Annotated in this window: 14 protein-coding genes; 6 read left to right on the forward strand and 8 right to left on the reverse strand. The window is 52.6% G+C overall.

Annotated features, from left to right (window positions below; genetic code table 11):
* The first annotated feature begins 2 nt into the window (after nt 1-2).
* The 3 genes from mrdA to D3A97_RS09435 are packed head-to-tail and all read left to right on the forward strand — an operon-like array spanning nt 3 to nt 4028.
* The gene (gene mrdA / locus D3A97_RS09425) at nt 3-1967 is read left to right on the forward strand and encodes a penicillin-binding protein 2 (RefSeq protein ID WP_119078106.1); all 1965 of its coding nucleotides are present in this window, start codon (nt 3-5) and stop codon (nt 1965-1967) included.
* Between the two features lie 8 nt (nt 1968-1975).
* Nucleotides 1976-3262, forward strand: coding sequence for a rod shape-determining protein RodA (gene rodA / locus D3A97_RS09430; protein WP_119078107.1), 1287 nt, complete (start codon nt 1976-1978; stop codon nt 3260-3262).
* Nucleotides 3263-3278: 16 nt separating this feature from the next.
* Entirely contained in the window at nt 3279-4028 is a 750-nt protein-coding gene (locus tag D3A97_RS09435; RefSeq protein ID WP_119078108.1) for an MBL fold metallo-hydrolase, read from the forward strand.
* 83 nt (nt 4029-4111) lie between these two features.
* On the opposite strand, the gene D3A97_RS09440 is transcribed toward D3A97_RS09435, so the two are convergent.
* From D3A97_RS09440 to D3A97_RS09475, 8 genes are all read right to left on the reverse strand, one after another.
* A complete protein-coding gene (locus D3A97_RS09440) occupies nt 4112-4618 on the reverse strand; it encodes a hypothetical protein (RefSeq protein WP_157986445.1) in 507 nt (168 codons plus the stop codon).
* 5 nt (nt 4619-4623) lie between these two features.
* Nucleotides 4624-5244, reverse strand: coding sequence for a hypothetical protein (locus tag D3A97_RS09445; protein WP_119078110.1), 621 nt, complete (start codon nt 5242-5244; stop codon nt 4624-4626).
* Nucleotides 5245-5274: 30 nt separating this feature from the next.
* Nucleotides 5275-5832 carry an RNA polymerase sigma factor gene (locus tag D3A97_RS09450; RefSeq protein WP_119078111.1) on the reverse strand — a complete coding sequence of 186 codons (558 nt, stop codon included), beginning with the start codon at nt 5830-5832 and terminating at the stop codon, nt 5275-5277.
* Nucleotides 5833-6002: 170 nt separating this feature from the next.
* Complete coding sequence (locus D3A97_RS09455) at nt 6003-6965, reverse strand: transketolase family protein (RefSeq protein WP_119078112.1); 963 nt, start codon at nt 6963-6965, stop codon at nt 6003-6005.
* A gap of 42 nt (nt 6966-7007) precedes the next feature.
* Nucleotides 7008-8039 (reverse strand): UDP-glucose 4-epimerase GalE, encoded by a 1032-nt coding sequence (gene galE / locus D3A97_RS09460; protein ID WP_119078113.1) that lies wholly within the window; start codon nt 8037-8039, stop codon nt 7008-7010.
* 23 nt (nt 8040-8062) lie between these two features.
* Nucleotides 8063-8923, reverse strand: coding sequence for a glucose-1-phosphate thymidylyltransferase RfbA (gene rfbA, locus D3A97_RS09465; protein ID WP_119078114.1), 861 nt, complete (start codon nt 8921-8923; stop codon nt 8063-8065).
* Between the two features lie 316 nt (nt 8924-9239).
* Nucleotides 9240-10244 carry an inorganic phosphate transporter gene (locus tag D3A97_RS09470; protein ID WP_119078115.1) on the reverse strand — a complete coding sequence of 335 codons (1005 nt, stop codon included), beginning with the start codon at nt 10242-10244 and terminating at the stop codon, nt 9240-9242.
* 22 nt (nt 10245-10266) lie between these two features.
* A complete protein-coding gene (locus D3A97_RS09475) occupies nt 10267-10917 on the reverse strand; it encodes a DUF47 domain-containing protein (RefSeq protein WP_119078116.1) in 651 nt (216 codons plus the stop codon).
* Nucleotides 10918-11150: 233 nt separating this feature from the next.
* Here D3A97_RS09475 and D3A97_RS09480 point away from each other — a divergent pair, with 233 nt between their 5' ends.
* The 3 genes from D3A97_RS09480 to D3A97_RS09490 all read left to right on the forward strand — a co-directional run bounded on the left by D3A97_RS09480 (nt 11151) and on the right by D3A97_RS09490 (nt 15465).
* Nucleotides 11151-11975, forward strand: a complete 825-nt coding sequence (locus tag D3A97_RS09480) for a UDP-2,3-diacylglucosamine diphosphatase (RefSeq protein WP_119078117.1) — start codon at nt 11151-11153, stop codon at nt 11973-11975.
* A gap of 83 nt (nt 11976-12058) precedes the next feature.
* Nucleotides 12059-12451 (forward strand): hypothetical protein, encoded by a 393-nt coding sequence (locus tag D3A97_RS09485; RefSeq protein WP_157986446.1) that lies wholly within the window; start codon nt 12059-12061, stop codon nt 12449-12451.
* Nucleotides 12452-12672: 221 nt separating this feature from the next.
* Nucleotides 12673-15465 carry a TonB-dependent receptor gene (locus D3A97_RS09490; protein WP_157986447.1) on the forward strand — a complete coding sequence of 931 codons (2793 nt, stop codon included), beginning with the start codon at nt 12673-12675 and terminating at the stop codon, nt 15463-15465.
* The last annotated feature ends 19 nt before the right edge of the window (nt 15466-15484 follow it).

Below are 15484 nucleotides of genomic sequence, written 5' to 3' on the forward strand. Positions count from 1 at the left end.
GCATGTCTGTTTATAATCAGCCCAGAAAAAGAGTTATCCAACTGATCATCCTCGGCATGGTGTCTCTCATCGTGATGAGGCTGTTCTTTTTGCAGGTGGTGGAAACCAAATATTCCAAACTGGCAGATGCCAATGCGCACCTGCGCAAAGTGATCTATCCCAGCCGCGGCATTATTTATGACCGCAACGGGCGGGCCGTGCTGCGCAATGAAGCGCTGTACGACCTGATGGTGACGCCTGCCAACGTTAAAAAGATAGATACGGCCTACCTCTGCGAAATTCTGCAGATAGACATGGAGGAGTTCCGGAAAAGGATTACCCGCGCCATCAACAAGGAAGGCCGGGTGCGCCCTTCGGTATTTGCCAGCCTGTTGCCGCAGGATATGTACGGCAAGCTGCAGGAAAGCATGTACATGTTCCAGCCCGGTTTTGAGCTGGTGCTGCGGCCGGTGCGCTCTTACACCTACGGGGTAGGGGCCAGCTTCCTGGGGTACATCAGTGAAATTCCGCCGTCTTTGCTGGCAGACAGCCTGGGCCGGTGGAGCGCTTACCAGCAGGGAGACTACCTGGGCCGTACCGGCCTGGAAAATACTTACGAGAGCATTCTCATGGGCCAGCGCGGCATACAGTACCTGGTAAAAGACAACCTGAACCGCCCGCAGGGTTCGCTGGAGAACGGGGAGTTTGATACCGCCGCCGTGGCCGGCAAAAATTTGCGGCTGGCGCTGGATATAGAACTGCAGGTGCTTGGCGAAAGAATGATGCAGGGAAAGGTAGGCAGCATTGTGGCCATAGATCCGAAAACAGGCGGCATCCTCACCATGGTGAGCGGCCCCACTTTTGATCCGAACCTCCTTTCCGGCTCGTACCGCGGGCAGAACTTTAACAAACTCTATCAAGACACCAGCAGCCCGCTCTACAACCGGGCCATACAGGCCATGTACCCGCCCGGCTCAACTTTCAAGCCCATTACCGGCCTCATTGCGTTGGACGAGGGCGTGATCACCCCCGCCTTCGGATACCCGTGCCGGGGCGGTTACGCACAGTGCGGCCGCTTCATCCGGTGTACGCATAGCAATCCCGGCCACGCCGCCAATATGCGAACGGCTATGGCCAACTCCTGCAACGCTTATTTTATGCATCTGTACCGCCTGTCTGTAGACAATGCCAAATGGGGCGGCACGCTGAAAGGGCAGGCCAAATGGGTGGAGTACCTGAACACCATGGGATTCGGGGTGCGCCTGGGCGTAGATATTCCCAGCGAAGCAAGAGGCATTGTACCGGATACGGGCCGCATGAACTACCGCTACCGCGGCCAGTGGAACTCCTGCTCCGAAGTATATGTGGGCATGGGCCAGGGCCTGCTGGGCGTAACACCGCTGCAGCTGGCCAATGCCATGTGCATTCTTGCCAACAGGGGGCACTATTACCTGCCGCATTTTGTGGAGAGCATAGACGGGGACCGCTCGGACATCCTGAAGAAATACAAGGAGAAACACTCCGTAGCGCATATATCTGACGAAGCGTTCAACTCCGTGGTGCTGGGTATGGAAGACGTGGTAACACACGGCACCGCCCGTGGCGCGCAAATAGCAGGTGTTGCCGTATGCGGTAAAACCGGTACGGCGGAAAACAAGGCCAGGATCAACGGGAAAATTGTGCAGCTGAAAGACCACTCCCTGTTTGTAGGGTTTGCGCCCAAAGACGATCCCAAGATCGCCATAGCGGTAGTGGTAGAGAACGCGGGCTTTGGCAGCACCTACGCGGTACCCATAGCCAGCATCCTGATGGAAAAGTACCTCACGGATACTATCTCCGCCAAGCGCATGCCCATCCTGCAAAGAATGATGGAAACGGTGACCATGTCTCCGGAAATGCGCGCCAAATCAAAACTGGACTCGTTGAACAAGGTGAACTATTCCACCGCGCAGGGAGATGATCTTTTAAGGAAAATAATAGCTAACTAAACCATACAATGAACCGCTCACAAGCGAAACTCACAGCAGGCATTGACTGGCCCGTTTTCGGGCTGTACCTGGCGCTGGTATTCATCGGCTTCCTGGCCATTTTTGCGGCAGAGTACCGGGAGGGGGATAATATTGTGCAGAACCTGCTGTCCCAGAACAAGAACTGGGCAAGGCAGGTGCTGTGGCTGGGGGTATCTATGGTGCTGGCTACAGGCATCTGGTTAACGGACAGCAAGTTCTTTACCGCCACGGCCAATCTTTTTTATGCCTTCGGCATATTGCTGCTGCTGATGGTACTGGCCATCGGTACCGGTGTAAAGGGCTCGCACTCCTGGCTGGAGCTGGGCGGCTTCCGTTTCCAGCCGGCCGAGTTCACCAAACTATGCACCAACCTGGCGCTGGCCAAGTACCTGTCTTCCATGGAAACGGACTTTACCAAGATGCGCTCCCGCCTGATTGCGTCTGCCATGGTACTGGCGCCCTGCGCCATCATTATCCTGCAGAATGAAACAGGCCTGGCGCTGGTATACTTTGCGTTTTTCCTCGTGATGTTCCGCGAAGGCCTGCCGGGCATTATACTGGTAATTGCCTTCTCCGGTATCATACTCGTGCTGTCCGCGTTGCTGGTAGATAAATACATCCTCTTCTACATCTTTACGGGCATTGCGGCGCTGGTGATCTACTTCAGCCGGCGCGAGATCAGGCGCAAGCGCTCCCGGCTGGTGCTGATATTGTCTATCTGGGCCTTTTGCGCTGCTTTTGTAATGTTCATAGTGCCCTTTGTGTTCACCAAAGTGCTGAAAGACTACCAGGTGCGCCGCATTGAGGTAATGCTGGGCAAGGAGAACGACCCCAAGGCCACCTACAACACCCGGCAGAGCATGATCGCCATTGGCTCGGGCGGTTTCTGGGGAAAAGGGTACCTCAAGGGCACGCAAACCCGCTTTGACTTTGTGCCGGAGCAAAGTACGGACTTCATTTTCTGCACCATCGGGGAAGACTTCGGTTTTGCCGGCAGCATTGTATTCATAGGCCTCTATGTGGCCCTGCTCTTCCGGATCATTTTTATTGCGGAGCGGCAGCGGTCTACCTTCAGCCGCGTATACGCCTATGGGGTGGCCAGTATCATTTTCTTCCACCTCTTCATCAACATCGCCATGACCATAGGGCTGGCGCCGGTGATAGGCATTCCCCTGCCATTGGTGAGCTACGGCGGCTCGTCTCTCATGACCTTCACCATGCTTATTTTCATTATGCTCCGGCTGGACGCAGACAGGCAAATGGTATTGAGATAAGCCCTACTTTTGCAGGATGGCACGAATCATACCACTGTCTGAAGGCAGTTTCACAGTAGACGGTACCAAACGTTTTGTTCCTTTCGACGAGCGTAAAGACGCGCTGAAAGACAGGCCCGCCGGCTCCCTGCTGGTGGAGATACAACCTTTCCTGGTCATTACCGACAAAGATATATTGCTGCTTGACACGGGCCTGGGCTTCCGCAACCCTGACGGGGTGCTGCAACTGCACCAGAACCTGATAGACCAGGGCATCAACCCCATGGAAGTGACCAAAGTGCTGATGAGCCACCTGCATAAAGACCACGCCGGCGGCGTGAGTGTGGAAGACGTGGTAACCGGGGAGCGCAGCCTTTCCTTTCCGCATGCTACGTATTACGTGAGCCGCAAGGAGCTTGACTATGCTTTTGAGCAAGACGGCAAGTCATACCTGGCCAAAGAGGTAGACCTGCTGGCTAAACGGGACAACGTGGTGTTCCTGGAAGGCAGCGGCACTGTAGACGGGTATATCCACTATGAATTTAGCGGAGGGCATTGCCCGTACCACCAGGTATTTTTGATAGACGACGGGGAGGACAAGGTGTTTTTCGGGGGAGATGAGGCGCCGCAGATGTCTATGATGAAGAGCCGCTTTGTGGCCAAGTATGATTATGACGGCAAACGTACCATGGAATTGCGGCAACAGTATATGGAGAGGGGGAAAGCAGAAGGATGGACATTCCTGTTTTATCACGATACCAAGCTACCCACTGCGAAGTTTGAGTAGGGGCTGTTACAGAACGGGGAGCTTCGATGTGCCGGGGCTAAAAACGGGCCTGGTTGTGGCGCATGCCGGCCTTTGCAGAAAGCCTATTGCTGGCGGCCACGGCCGCGCATCATGCGGTTATCTTTCCGTTCTTTTAACTGGCGGATCATCATGCCCCTGAACTCCCTTTCTGCGCGGTAAAGGTTGCCTACCTTCCGGGCGGGCAGCACTTTGCTGAACTCCTGGCGGTAGCGGGTCTTGATCTCCAGCATTTTCCTTTCATAGTCCAGCTCCTTGTCTAGCGAGGCGTTGGCCACCGCATCCGTGCGGGGCTTGCCCTTCAGCTCCTGGTTCTTCTTTTTGCGTTCAACAATGAGGGCGTTCACTTCCCGGGTGTACTTGTTATATACGGGCCAGAATTTTTGCGCTTCTTCGGGGGTGAGGTCCAGTTCTTTGGAGATGTAGGCTATTTCCAGGGCCTTGATCTTGTCCTGTTTGGAGGCGGCATCGCTCTGGTCCGCATCTTGCGCCAGCAGGCTGCCGGTGGAAAATACCGCCATGCATAAAAAAATGGTCACTGTTCGTATCAGCTTGCTACTTCGCTTCATCATGAGTTTCAATTAACAAGGTCGTCTTGTAACAAATTGTTTTCCAACAAATTGTCTATTTCTTTGGTAGATAGGTCCTCCGGCAGCACCGAAGGCATTTCTCCTTCCAGGGATACATTTGTAAAGATATTTTCATTATCGAATGCATCGGTATGATAGGTCAGGTACTCTTCAATTTCCTGGTCGCTGATACGGGCCATCATGCGGTCCATGGAAGTACCGCTCAGCGAGCGGGAGATGAGCACGGCGCTCACCGCTATGAGGCCCGCAATGCTGGCGGCCGCCAGGCATTGTTTGAAAAGCCTGATGCGGCGGCCCATTTTCACCACGCGGCCTTCCTGGGCAAAGTTCTTTTCTTTTACCACCAGCTCCGTCAGCCCCTTAAAGTAATCTTCCGGCACGGAAAAAGGCGTTTCCCGGGAAACACCGGCCAGCAGGGGGGAGAGGTGTTCCAGCTCTTCCGTTACCGCGCTGCTGTTTTCCATTGCTTTAATGTGGGTCAGCAGCTGCGCGGGGAAGGCGTCAAAATATTTTGCCGGCACGTCAAAGTGCGGATGCACGCGCAAATGCTCCAGCTCGGGGGCTATTTCCCGCAATTCTTTCGCTATGTCATTCTCTTTGTGCGTCATGATATTAAGACCCGTATTGCCCGGGATGGTTTAATGTCCGTTGTTTTTCAAAAATTCCTCCACCTTCTTCACGGCGTGGTGGTAAGATGCTTTCAGGGCGCCTTCTGAAGTATCCAGCACTTTGCTCATTTCGTCATATGGCATTTCCTCATAGTACCGCAGGCTGAATACCGCCCGCTGTTTTTCAGGCAGGGCAAGGATGGCTTTCTGTAATTTCCATTCTATTTTATTGGCGTCATAATGACTGTCTGCCTGCAATTTATTGCTGAGGCCGGTTTCTACGTCAGACAGCGAAATGGCGGATTTTCTTTTTTGCTGCTCCAGGAAGCTGAGACTTTCATTGGTAGCGATTTTGTATAACCAGGTATACAGGCGTGCATCTTCCCGGAAACCCTCCAGGCCTTTCCACATTTTTATGAACACATTCTGCAGCACATCGTTCGCGTCCTCGTGATCTACCACCAACCGGCGGATGTGCCAGTAAAGTCTTTCCTGGTATTTCCGTACAATCAGCGTAAACCCCCTTTCTTTCGTATCCGGATGCCCGTAGAGTGCCAGTAGTTCTTTATCTTCTTGCGTTACAGCCATAGGCGGTTAAACAGTAATGTATTGAAATGACCGTAATGGACGGATGCATGGAATAAATATATGAATTATTGCGCAACCGGCCCACTTACCTGCCATCAGCACCCCCGAAAACAATAAAAACCATCACTAGGATGGTTTTTATGCCGGAAAGTTTAATCCGTCTGTAAATTTTAACCTTTTTTCCTGGCCAGGGCCTTTTCTGCCGCCGCCACAATGTCAGGCGTATCCAGCCCGTACTTGGTGAGCAGTTCGGTAGGTTTGCCGCTTTCGCCAAAAGTATCTTTGGTTCCAACGTATTCTATGGGAATGGGCAGGTGGCGGGCCGCAACCTGTGCAATGCTGTCTCCCAGGCCGCCCAGCACGTTATGCTCTTCAGCGGTAACCGCGCAGCGGGTTTTGGTGATGGACCTCAGCACCGCTTCCTCATCCAGCGGTTTGATGGTATGTATATTGATCAGTTCAACACTGTAGCCTTTTTCTTCCAGTATGCGGCCGGCTTCCACGCATTTCCATACCAGGTGGCCGCAGGCAAACAGGGTAATGTCCGTACCCTCGTTGAGCACCTGGGCTTTGCCTATCTGGAACTCCTGGTTTTCAGGCGTGAAGTTGGGCCATTTGGGGCGGCCAAAGCGGAGGTAAACCGGGCCTTCGTAATCGGCAATAGCTATGGTAGCGGCTTTGGTCTGGTTGAAATCGCACGGAACGATCACCGTCATACCGGGCAGCATCTTCATCATGCCGATGTCTTCCAGTATCTGGTGGGTAGCTCCGTCTTCACCCAGGGTAAGGCCGGCATGGGAAGCGCAGATCTTCACGTTTTTGCCGGAGTAGGCAACAGACTGGCGGATCTGGTCATACACGCGGCCGGTGGAGAAGTTGGCAAAAGTGGTGGTATAAGGGATCTTGCCGCCAATGGTCATGCCTGCCGCCACGCCTATCATGTTGGCCTCGGCAATACCGCACTGTACAAAGCGGTCAGGAAATTCCTTGATGAAAGCCTGCAATTTGAGGGAGCCGAGCAGGTCAGCCGTAAGGGCCACCACATTCGGGTTTCTCCGGCCGGCTTCCAGTATGCCTTCGCCAAAACCGCCGCGGGTCTCCTTTTCGTTCAGTATCTGTATGTCTTTTACCATAGTGCCTGATATTTGTGCCGCAAAGCTAGTAAAATAAAAAATTTAATTGTTCAAAACCCTGTCCCGCAGCGCTACCTCCCACTGCCAGGCCGTGCGCATCATGTCTTCAATGCCTGATTTGGGCTCCCAGCCCAGTTTTTCCCGGGCCTTGGTGTTGTTGGCGTAAATGGCAATTACATCGCCGGGGCGGGGCTCTCCCAGCTCATAGTTCAGCTTCATGCCGGATATCTTCTCAAATGCCTTGATGGCCTCCAGCACGGTAACGCCGGTGCCGGTACCCAGGTTGAACACTTCCAGGTTGGCCGTGTTGCGCTTGTCCAGCAGGTATTGCAGGGCTTTGGTATGGGCATTGGCAATGTCTGTTACATGAATATAGTCACGGATGCAGGACCCGTCCCGCGTGTTGAAGTTGGTACCGAACACGGTCACCTTCGGCAGTTTGCCAATGGCCGTTTGGGTGATAACCGGCACCAGGTTGTCCGGTTTGCCGAGAGGCAGCTCTCCTATCAGGGCGGAGGGGTGCGCGCCCACCGGGTTGAAGTACCGGAGCAGGATAGACTGCGTGGTATTGACCCGGCTGAAATCTTCTATGATCTGCTCGCCCATCTGTTTGGTACGGGCGTAGGGAGACTGGGCCTCGCCCAGCGGGGTTTCCTCCACAACGGGCAGGGCGGTGGTGTTGCCGTACACGGAGCAGGAGGAGGAGAACACAAAATTTGGGATGTTAAATTCCTTTACGCATTTCAGTACGTTCACCAGGGAGGTGAGGTTGTTCTGGAAGTAGAGCAGGGGCTCGTGTACAGACTCCCCCACGCTCTTGAGCGCCGCAAAATGGATCACGCCCACAATATCCCGGTTTTCATGAAAAACGGCATGAGTATCTTCCAGGTTGCAAAGGTCTACCTTGTAATTGCGCACTTTTTTGCCGGTGATCTGCTCCACGCCGTCCAGCAGCTTGGTGGTACTGCGTATGTTGTTGTCCACGTTCACTACATCAAAACCATTGTTGATCAGGTCTACGATGGTATGGGCACCGATGTACCCGCACCCGCCTGTTACAAGAACTTTTTGCATACTGAATAGTTAATATAATTTGTTTATTGAATCAGATTTTTGAGATAAGCGCCGTAGCCGCTTTTTACCAGCGGGGCGGCCAGTTCTTCCAGTTGCTCCCTGCTGATAAACCCTTTCCGGTAGGCAATTTCTTCTATGCAGGCTATTTTAATGCCCTGCCGCTGCTCAATTACCTGTACAAACTGGGAAGCCTGCATCAGGGAGTCAAACGTGCCGGTATCCAGCCAGGCGGTGCCGCGGGGCAGTATGGATACTTTCAGTTTGCCTCTTTTCAGGTATTCCCTGTTCACGTCCGTGATCTCGTATTCTCCGCGGGGGCTGGGCTGCAGGTGTTCCGCAATGGCCACTACCTCGTTATCGTAAAAGTACAGGCCGGGCACCGCGTAATTTGATTTGGGCTGCAGCGGTTTTTCCTCAATGGAAATGGCCTGCATGCTGTTGTTGAACTCCACCACGCCGTAGCGCTCGGGGTCGGATACCTGGTAGGCGTACACAATGCCGCCATCCGGGTTCACGTTGTTGGCCAGCTGCGTGCCCAGGCCGGCGCCGTAAAATATGTTGTCTCCCAGCACCAGGGCCACATTGTCTTTCCCTATAAATTCCTTGCCTATCACAAAGGCCTGCGCCAGCCCGTTGGGCACCGCCTGCTCCGCATAGGAGAGGCTGAGGCCGTACTGGCTGCCGTCTCCGAACAGCCGCCGGAAAGCCGGCAGGTCATGGGGGGTGCTGATGATAAGGATCTCCCGGATGCCGGCCAGCATCAACGTGGAAAGCGGGTAATAAATCATCGGTTTGTCATAAACAGGCATGATCTGTTTGCTGATGGCGTAGGTGATGGGGTGCAGCCTGGTACCAGACCCGCCTGCGAGGATTATTCCCTTCATGAATATTATAGATTAGGTTTGGAGGCACAAAAATAGGAGGTCTTTCCTATTTGCCCTAGATATTTGCTAAAAATATAAAAATACACATTATTGTACCGGCTTCCCTGGCGCCAACCTGGCCAGATCTTCTGCTAACCGAATAATTGACCAGCTATGCTCTTGCTATAGCGAAGGTCACGGGCAAGTATGGGGAGGCATTGGTTGAACCGGCCACCAGCAACGGTTTTGCTATATGGTGGAATTGATCCATCAGGGGCTTTCCTGCATAAAAAAGGCGGCCCCGAAAGGGCCGCCTTGCATATTGGTATAAAAAATCCTAGATAAAAAGGTTTACAAGGAAGAACACCCCCGCCGCCAGCAATGCGCTGATGGGAATGGTGAGTATCCAGGCCCAGAGGAGATTGACGGTAACGCCCCAGCGAACGGCAGACAGCCTCTTGGTAGCGCCCACCCCGATGATGGAACCGGTAATGGTGTGCGTGGTGCTCACCGGTATGCCGAAGCTTTCCGTGAGGTAGAGGGTAATGGCGCCGGCCGTTTCCGCGCTCACGCCTTCCAGCGGGGTTACCTTGGTAATGCGGGTGCCCATCGTTTTGACGATCTTCCAGCCGCCGCTGAGCGTACCCAGGCCTATGGCGGTGAAACAGGCAAAAGGCACCCAGTCCGGCACGTCCTTCAGGTTTCCTATGCTGCCGTGGGCCACCATGGCCGCCGCAATGATACCCATTACCTTCTGGGCGTCGTTACCGCCGTGGCCAAGGCTGAAGGCCGCGGAAGACACCAGCTGCAGGCGCTTGAACCAGTTGTCTGCCCGGTAGGGATTGGCCCTTTTGCAGATGTTCACGATCAGCACGGTAATGATAAAAGCCACCACCATGCCTATGAAGGGGGCCAGTACAATGAAGTATACGGTAGGCAATACCTTGGCGTAGTTGATCACGTCAAAAGACCCGCCAGCATTAGCCACCGCGGCGCCAATAAAGCCGCCTATCAGCGTATGGGACGAGCTGGAAGGGATGCCGTACCACCAGGTCAGCAGGTTCCAGGCAATGGCGGCAATCAGCCCGGAGAAGATCACCTTCAGGGTAATGAACTGCTCAAACACGGATTTCGCAATGGTATTACCCACCTTGAACTCCCCGTAAATGTACTTGGACACAAAAAAGGCGGCAAAATTGAACAACGCCGCCCACAGCACCGCCTGAAAAGGCGTCAGTACCTTGGTAGACACAATAGTGGCAATGGAGTTGGCCGCATCGTGAAAACCGTTGATATAATCAAAAATGAATGCCAGTATTATAATGATAACAAGAAAGACCATGACAGGTAGTATTTCGCTTCAACTATGCGTATTTGATAATAATGGTTTCTATCACATTCGCGGAATCTTCACATTTGTCTGTGGCAATTTCCAGCGCCTGGTAGATTTCACGCATTTTGATAAGCTCTACTGCATTGCTCTCCAGCTCAAACAGGTCTGCAATGGCCCTGTCATAGATATCGTCAGCATGGTTTTCAAGGCTGTTGATCTTTACACAGGCGTCTGTGATCACGCGCATATTGTTCATATTGCGCAGCTCGGGAATGGCCCGGGCCAGCTCTACGGTGCCCTGGTAAATGAGGTCTGCCAGCTTCCGAACGCTGTCTGTGATCACCGTTACCTTGTAAAGGTCTATCCTTTTGGCGGAACCGTGGATGTAGTCTGCCACGTCATCCAGCGTGGCGGCCAGGTAGTGAATGTCCTCCCGGTCAAAAGGAGTGATGAAGTTCTGCCCCAATTCTACGAAAATGCGATGGGTATAGTCATCATTCTTGTGCTCCAGCCGCTCTATCAGGTGCACCTTGTCTTTACGCGTCTGCGGGTCTGCTGTCTCCACCAGCTCGGTGAGTACTTTGCCCATCTCCATCAGGTTGGCCGCTACATCCTCAAACAGTGAATAGAACACCCGGTCTTTCGGCATGAACAGTTTTACAATAGAATTAAAGCCTCCCATTTTATAAGATTGTTGTTAGTTGAAAATTTGCCGCAAAATTAGTTTCCAGATGGTATAGGAGCCAATAAAAAGCAAGAATTAATAATTTGGTAACACTGGATTAATATAAAAGTAATATAGCAATTTTTCCTTTGTGTTGTCTCCTGTACCTTAAAATAGTGCATGTCATATAATTAACAATTTGTATTTAAAAAAGTTCTGTAAAGGGTGCAGATCGGCTTAATTCAATAAAAATGAGCGGTAAACGACCACTGGACATACTTGTAATTTCCGATGTACACCTCGGCATATATGGCTGCCACGCAAAAGAACTGGCCAATTACCTGGACTCGGTAGACCCCCGGGTGCTGATCCTCAACGGGGACATTATAGACATCTGGCAGTTCAGCAAGCGGTATTTCCCGAAATCCCATACCAAAGTGATACGCCGCATCCTCAAAATGATCGGGAAGGGCACCGAGGTATATTACCTCACCGGCAACCACGATGAGGCCCTGCGCAAATACGCCGGTTTCGGCCTCAGCAATTTTGTGATAGATAACAAGCTCATCCTGGAAGTAGACGGCAAGCGCCACTGGTTCTTTCATGGCGATGTATATGACGTGACCATGAAAAACTCCAAATGGCTGGCCAAACTGGGCGGTAAGGGGTACGATATCCTCATCATCCTCAACCGCCTCGTGAACCACCTGCTGGAAAAAATGGGCCGGGAAAAGATGTCTTTCTCCAAAAAAGTAAAGGAAAGCGTGAAGCAGGCCGTGAAGTTCATTTCCGATTTTGAACAGACCGTAGTGGAAATAGCAGTGGATAAAGACTTTGACGTGGTATGCTGCGGGCACATCCACCAGCCCGAGATCAAAAACATGCAGTACAACGGCAAAACGGTCACCTACCTCAACTCGGGAGACTGGGTGGAGAGCCTCACAGCGCTGGAGTACAGCCAGGGCTGCTGGCAGTTGTACCAGCACGCCGGCAAAAAAGAAACGGCCACCGAAGAGGAGGAAGAAATGGTAGTGGTGGCGGAATGGGCCGTTGCCGCCAGGGTCATCAACTTCTGATCATATCTTCATAATTAGATAATCTGCCATTAATATTTAATTAACGCTCCACTGGTAAGTTTGCTAAACCAGCATGAATTTAGATGAAGACGCTCAAGCTACACCCTTTGATGACCATTTCCTTATTACAGATGCAGATTCAGCGCTTGCTCCATTGTAATGCCACGGTATACATCCGCCATTCCCTTGCCGGCGCCTTTCATACCCTGCGGGATGCCGGCCTGGAAGAGAGCGCCATGATAGAGCACCCTATTGATGAAACCCTCAGCCTGCGGGAGTTTGAAGAAGAGCTGGAGGAAAAGTTCAACTTTTCGCTGGAGCTGTGCAATAAAGATTCCAAACCCTTCACCAATAAAAGCATCCGCCTGTTCCAGATCACTCCCTGCAGCGAAGGGGAAGATGGCCGCCAGCTGGATATTTCCCTGGAGCTGCTGGCCAGGCAGGGCGGCAATAACCGGCAAGACCGGGCGGTGTAGGCGGCCCTGCCAAATACGGATGCTGTTGTACTGCGCTTCATGCACCAACGTACCCGCCGGCCGGCCCCGGCATCGTTAATAATTCTTTAATGATTTCTTAACAATTAACATTCTGGTAATATTGGCTTAACAGTGCGGTAATAGGGCCACGGTAGTTTTGCGGCATAAATAAACAAAAAGTGAAACGCAGTATTATCGTTGTACAATTAATCGGATGTTTGTTGTTAGGTATTTCAAACGTCTTTGCACAGGGCAATACCGGCAAAGTGACCGGCAAACTCACAGACAAGAAGACGGGCGAAGTGCTGATCGGCGTTACGGTGCTGGTGCAGAATACCGCCAAAGGCGCTGTAACGGATGTAGAAGGCCGTTTCTTGTTACAACTGGACCCCGGTACCTATACCCTCGATTTCAAATACATGGGCTACCAGACCAAATCCATTTCGGAAGTGCAGGTAAAGCCCGGCCAGGTCACCAACCTTGACGTTGCGCTGGACGAGCCCAAGTCAAAAGAACTGCAGGAAGTAGTGATCAGGGGCTCTTACAAACAGGAATCCATCAACGCGCTGTATGCCGCCCAGAAGAACAACCCCAGCATTTCCAGCGGTATTTCCGCGGAAAGCATCAAACGCTCTCCGGACCGCAGTACCGGCGAGGTGCTCAAGCGCGTGAGCGGCGCCAGCATCCAGGATAATAAATATATTATTGTACGCGGGCTGAATGACCGTTACAACACCGCTACCATCAACAACGCCGTACTGCCCAGCACCGAGCCGGACAGAAAGGCCTTCTCCTTCGACATCATCCCTTCCAACCTCATTGATAATATCACCATCAATAAAACCGCCTCTCCAGACATGCCGGCAGACTTCTCCGGCGGTTTCATCCAGGTGGTGACCAAAGACATTCCCGCGGAAAGTTTCCTGTCTTTCAGCGCCGGCCTGGGCTATAACTCCCAGTCTACCTTCAAAGACATCCAGGGCATGAAGCGCGGCGGTATGGACTGGCTGGGCTTTGATGACGGCACCCGTAAAATGCCTTCGTCTTTCCCCTCTTCCCGCAGTAAATACGTGGCCCGGCCCAACGCGGAAAAAATAGCCATCTCCAAAGATTTCAAGAATAACTACGGCGTATCTTCTTTCGGCAACGCCCTGCCTAACATGAACTACCAGCTGACCTGGGGCAGCCGCAGCCGCCTGAAGAACGGCGGGTCTTTCGGCAGCATTATTTCACTGACCTACCGCAATGCTGAAAACATCAACCCTTCTACCCGTACAGACTTTGACAACGAGAAGGTAAGGAGCTATAACTTTTCAGACAAGATATACAAGTACAATACCAGCCTGGGCGCCATTGCCAACTTTACCTATATCAAAGGCAACAACAAGGTATCCTTCAAGAATATCGTGAACCGCATTTTTGATAACGTATACATCTACCGCGAAGGTACCAACGTAGATGCCAACCAGGCTATCATTGGCCATGGGCAAGACCTTACGGAAAAATCGCTCGTCAACTCCCAGCTGGAGGGCTCCCACAAGCTGAACAAAAAAGACTGGAAACTGGACTGGAACCTGAACTATTCCCTCAGTGACCGCAACCAGCCTGACCTGAAGGTGCTCACGTACAGCAAACCGCTGTCTGAGGTGGACGATCCCTCCGTTCCCTACAAGGCGCAGGTGCCCGTAGGTACGGCCAACAGGAACGTGTTCCGTTTTTACTCCGTGCTGCAAGACAACAGCTTTGGCGGTTCCGCGCAGTTCAGCATTCCTTTCACCATTGCCAACAATAAACAGCTGCTGAAATTCGGCGGGCAGAAACTGTATAAAACAAGGATGTTCAGCGCCCGTGCGCTGGGTTACATCAAGGAAAACTTTTCCGCTACGGACGAATCGTTGCTGAGCCTGCCGCCGGACAGGATATTTGCCCCCGAGAACATGCGGGAGAACGGTTTTATGGTAGACGAGATCACCAACAGTACCGATAAATACGACGCAACGTCTGACCTGATGGCCGGTTTCATCATGTTTGACAACAAGATAGCGGACAAGCTCAGGATAGTGTGGGGAGCAAGAGGGGAATCTTACTACCAGTACATCAAAACCTCTGATCCTTCCGGCAAGCGCATCAGGCAAACCACTACCTGGTTTGACATATTGCCGTCCGCCAACATCACCTATTCGCTAAACGCCAAATCCAACCTGCGCCTCTCCGGTTCGCAAACGGTATCCCGTCCGGAACTGCGGGAACTGGCCGGCTTTGCTTTCTATGATTTTGTGACGTACAGCTCCCTGCTGGGCAACCCTTACCTGAAGCGCGCCAAGATCACCAACCTGGACCTCCGGTACGAGATCTACCCGGGCGTGGGAGAAGCTATCACCGCTTCCCTGTTCTACAAACGCTTCAAAGACCCGATTGAGCAGAAAGTAGACCCGGGCTCCACGCCCAACCGGCGGGAAACCACTTTCCAGAATGCGCCCAGCGCCGAGTCTTACGGCTTTGAAATAGAGCTGCGCAAAAAGCTGGATTTTATCAGCCAGGACCCGATCTTCAGCAACACCACCTTCTTTACCAACTTCTCCCTCATACAGTCTGCCGTAAACCTGACCGGCGTTACAACAGACGTTACCAACAGGGCGCTGCAGGGCCAGTCTCCCTACCTCGTGAACGCGGGGCTGCAATGGCTTACGCCAGACAGCGACTGGGGCCTGAGCGTACTGTACAACAGGGTAGGGCACCGCATTTCCCTGCTGGGCTTCCCGGGTTATGCAGACATCTATGAGAACGGCAGGGACATCCTGGACTTCCAGATCAGCAAAAAAGTGATCAAAAGCAAAGGGGAGCTGCGCCTCAACGTGAGCGACCTGCTGAACCAGGCCGCCATATTCTACCAGAACGGGGATGACAGGAAGCGCTATACCGAAGGGGTAGACCAGGTGATCAACTCCGTGAAGTTCGGCACCAACGTATCGCTTACTTTCTCTTACCAGTTCAATACCGGTAAAAAGAAATAATTCCTTAATACACGCTTAA

It is taken from the genome of Chitinophaga alhagiae, assembly GCF_003568665.1.
GTDB classification, from domain to species: Bacteria; Bacteroidota; Bacteroidia; order Chitinophagales; family Chitinophagaceae; genus Chitinophaga; species Chitinophaga alhagiae.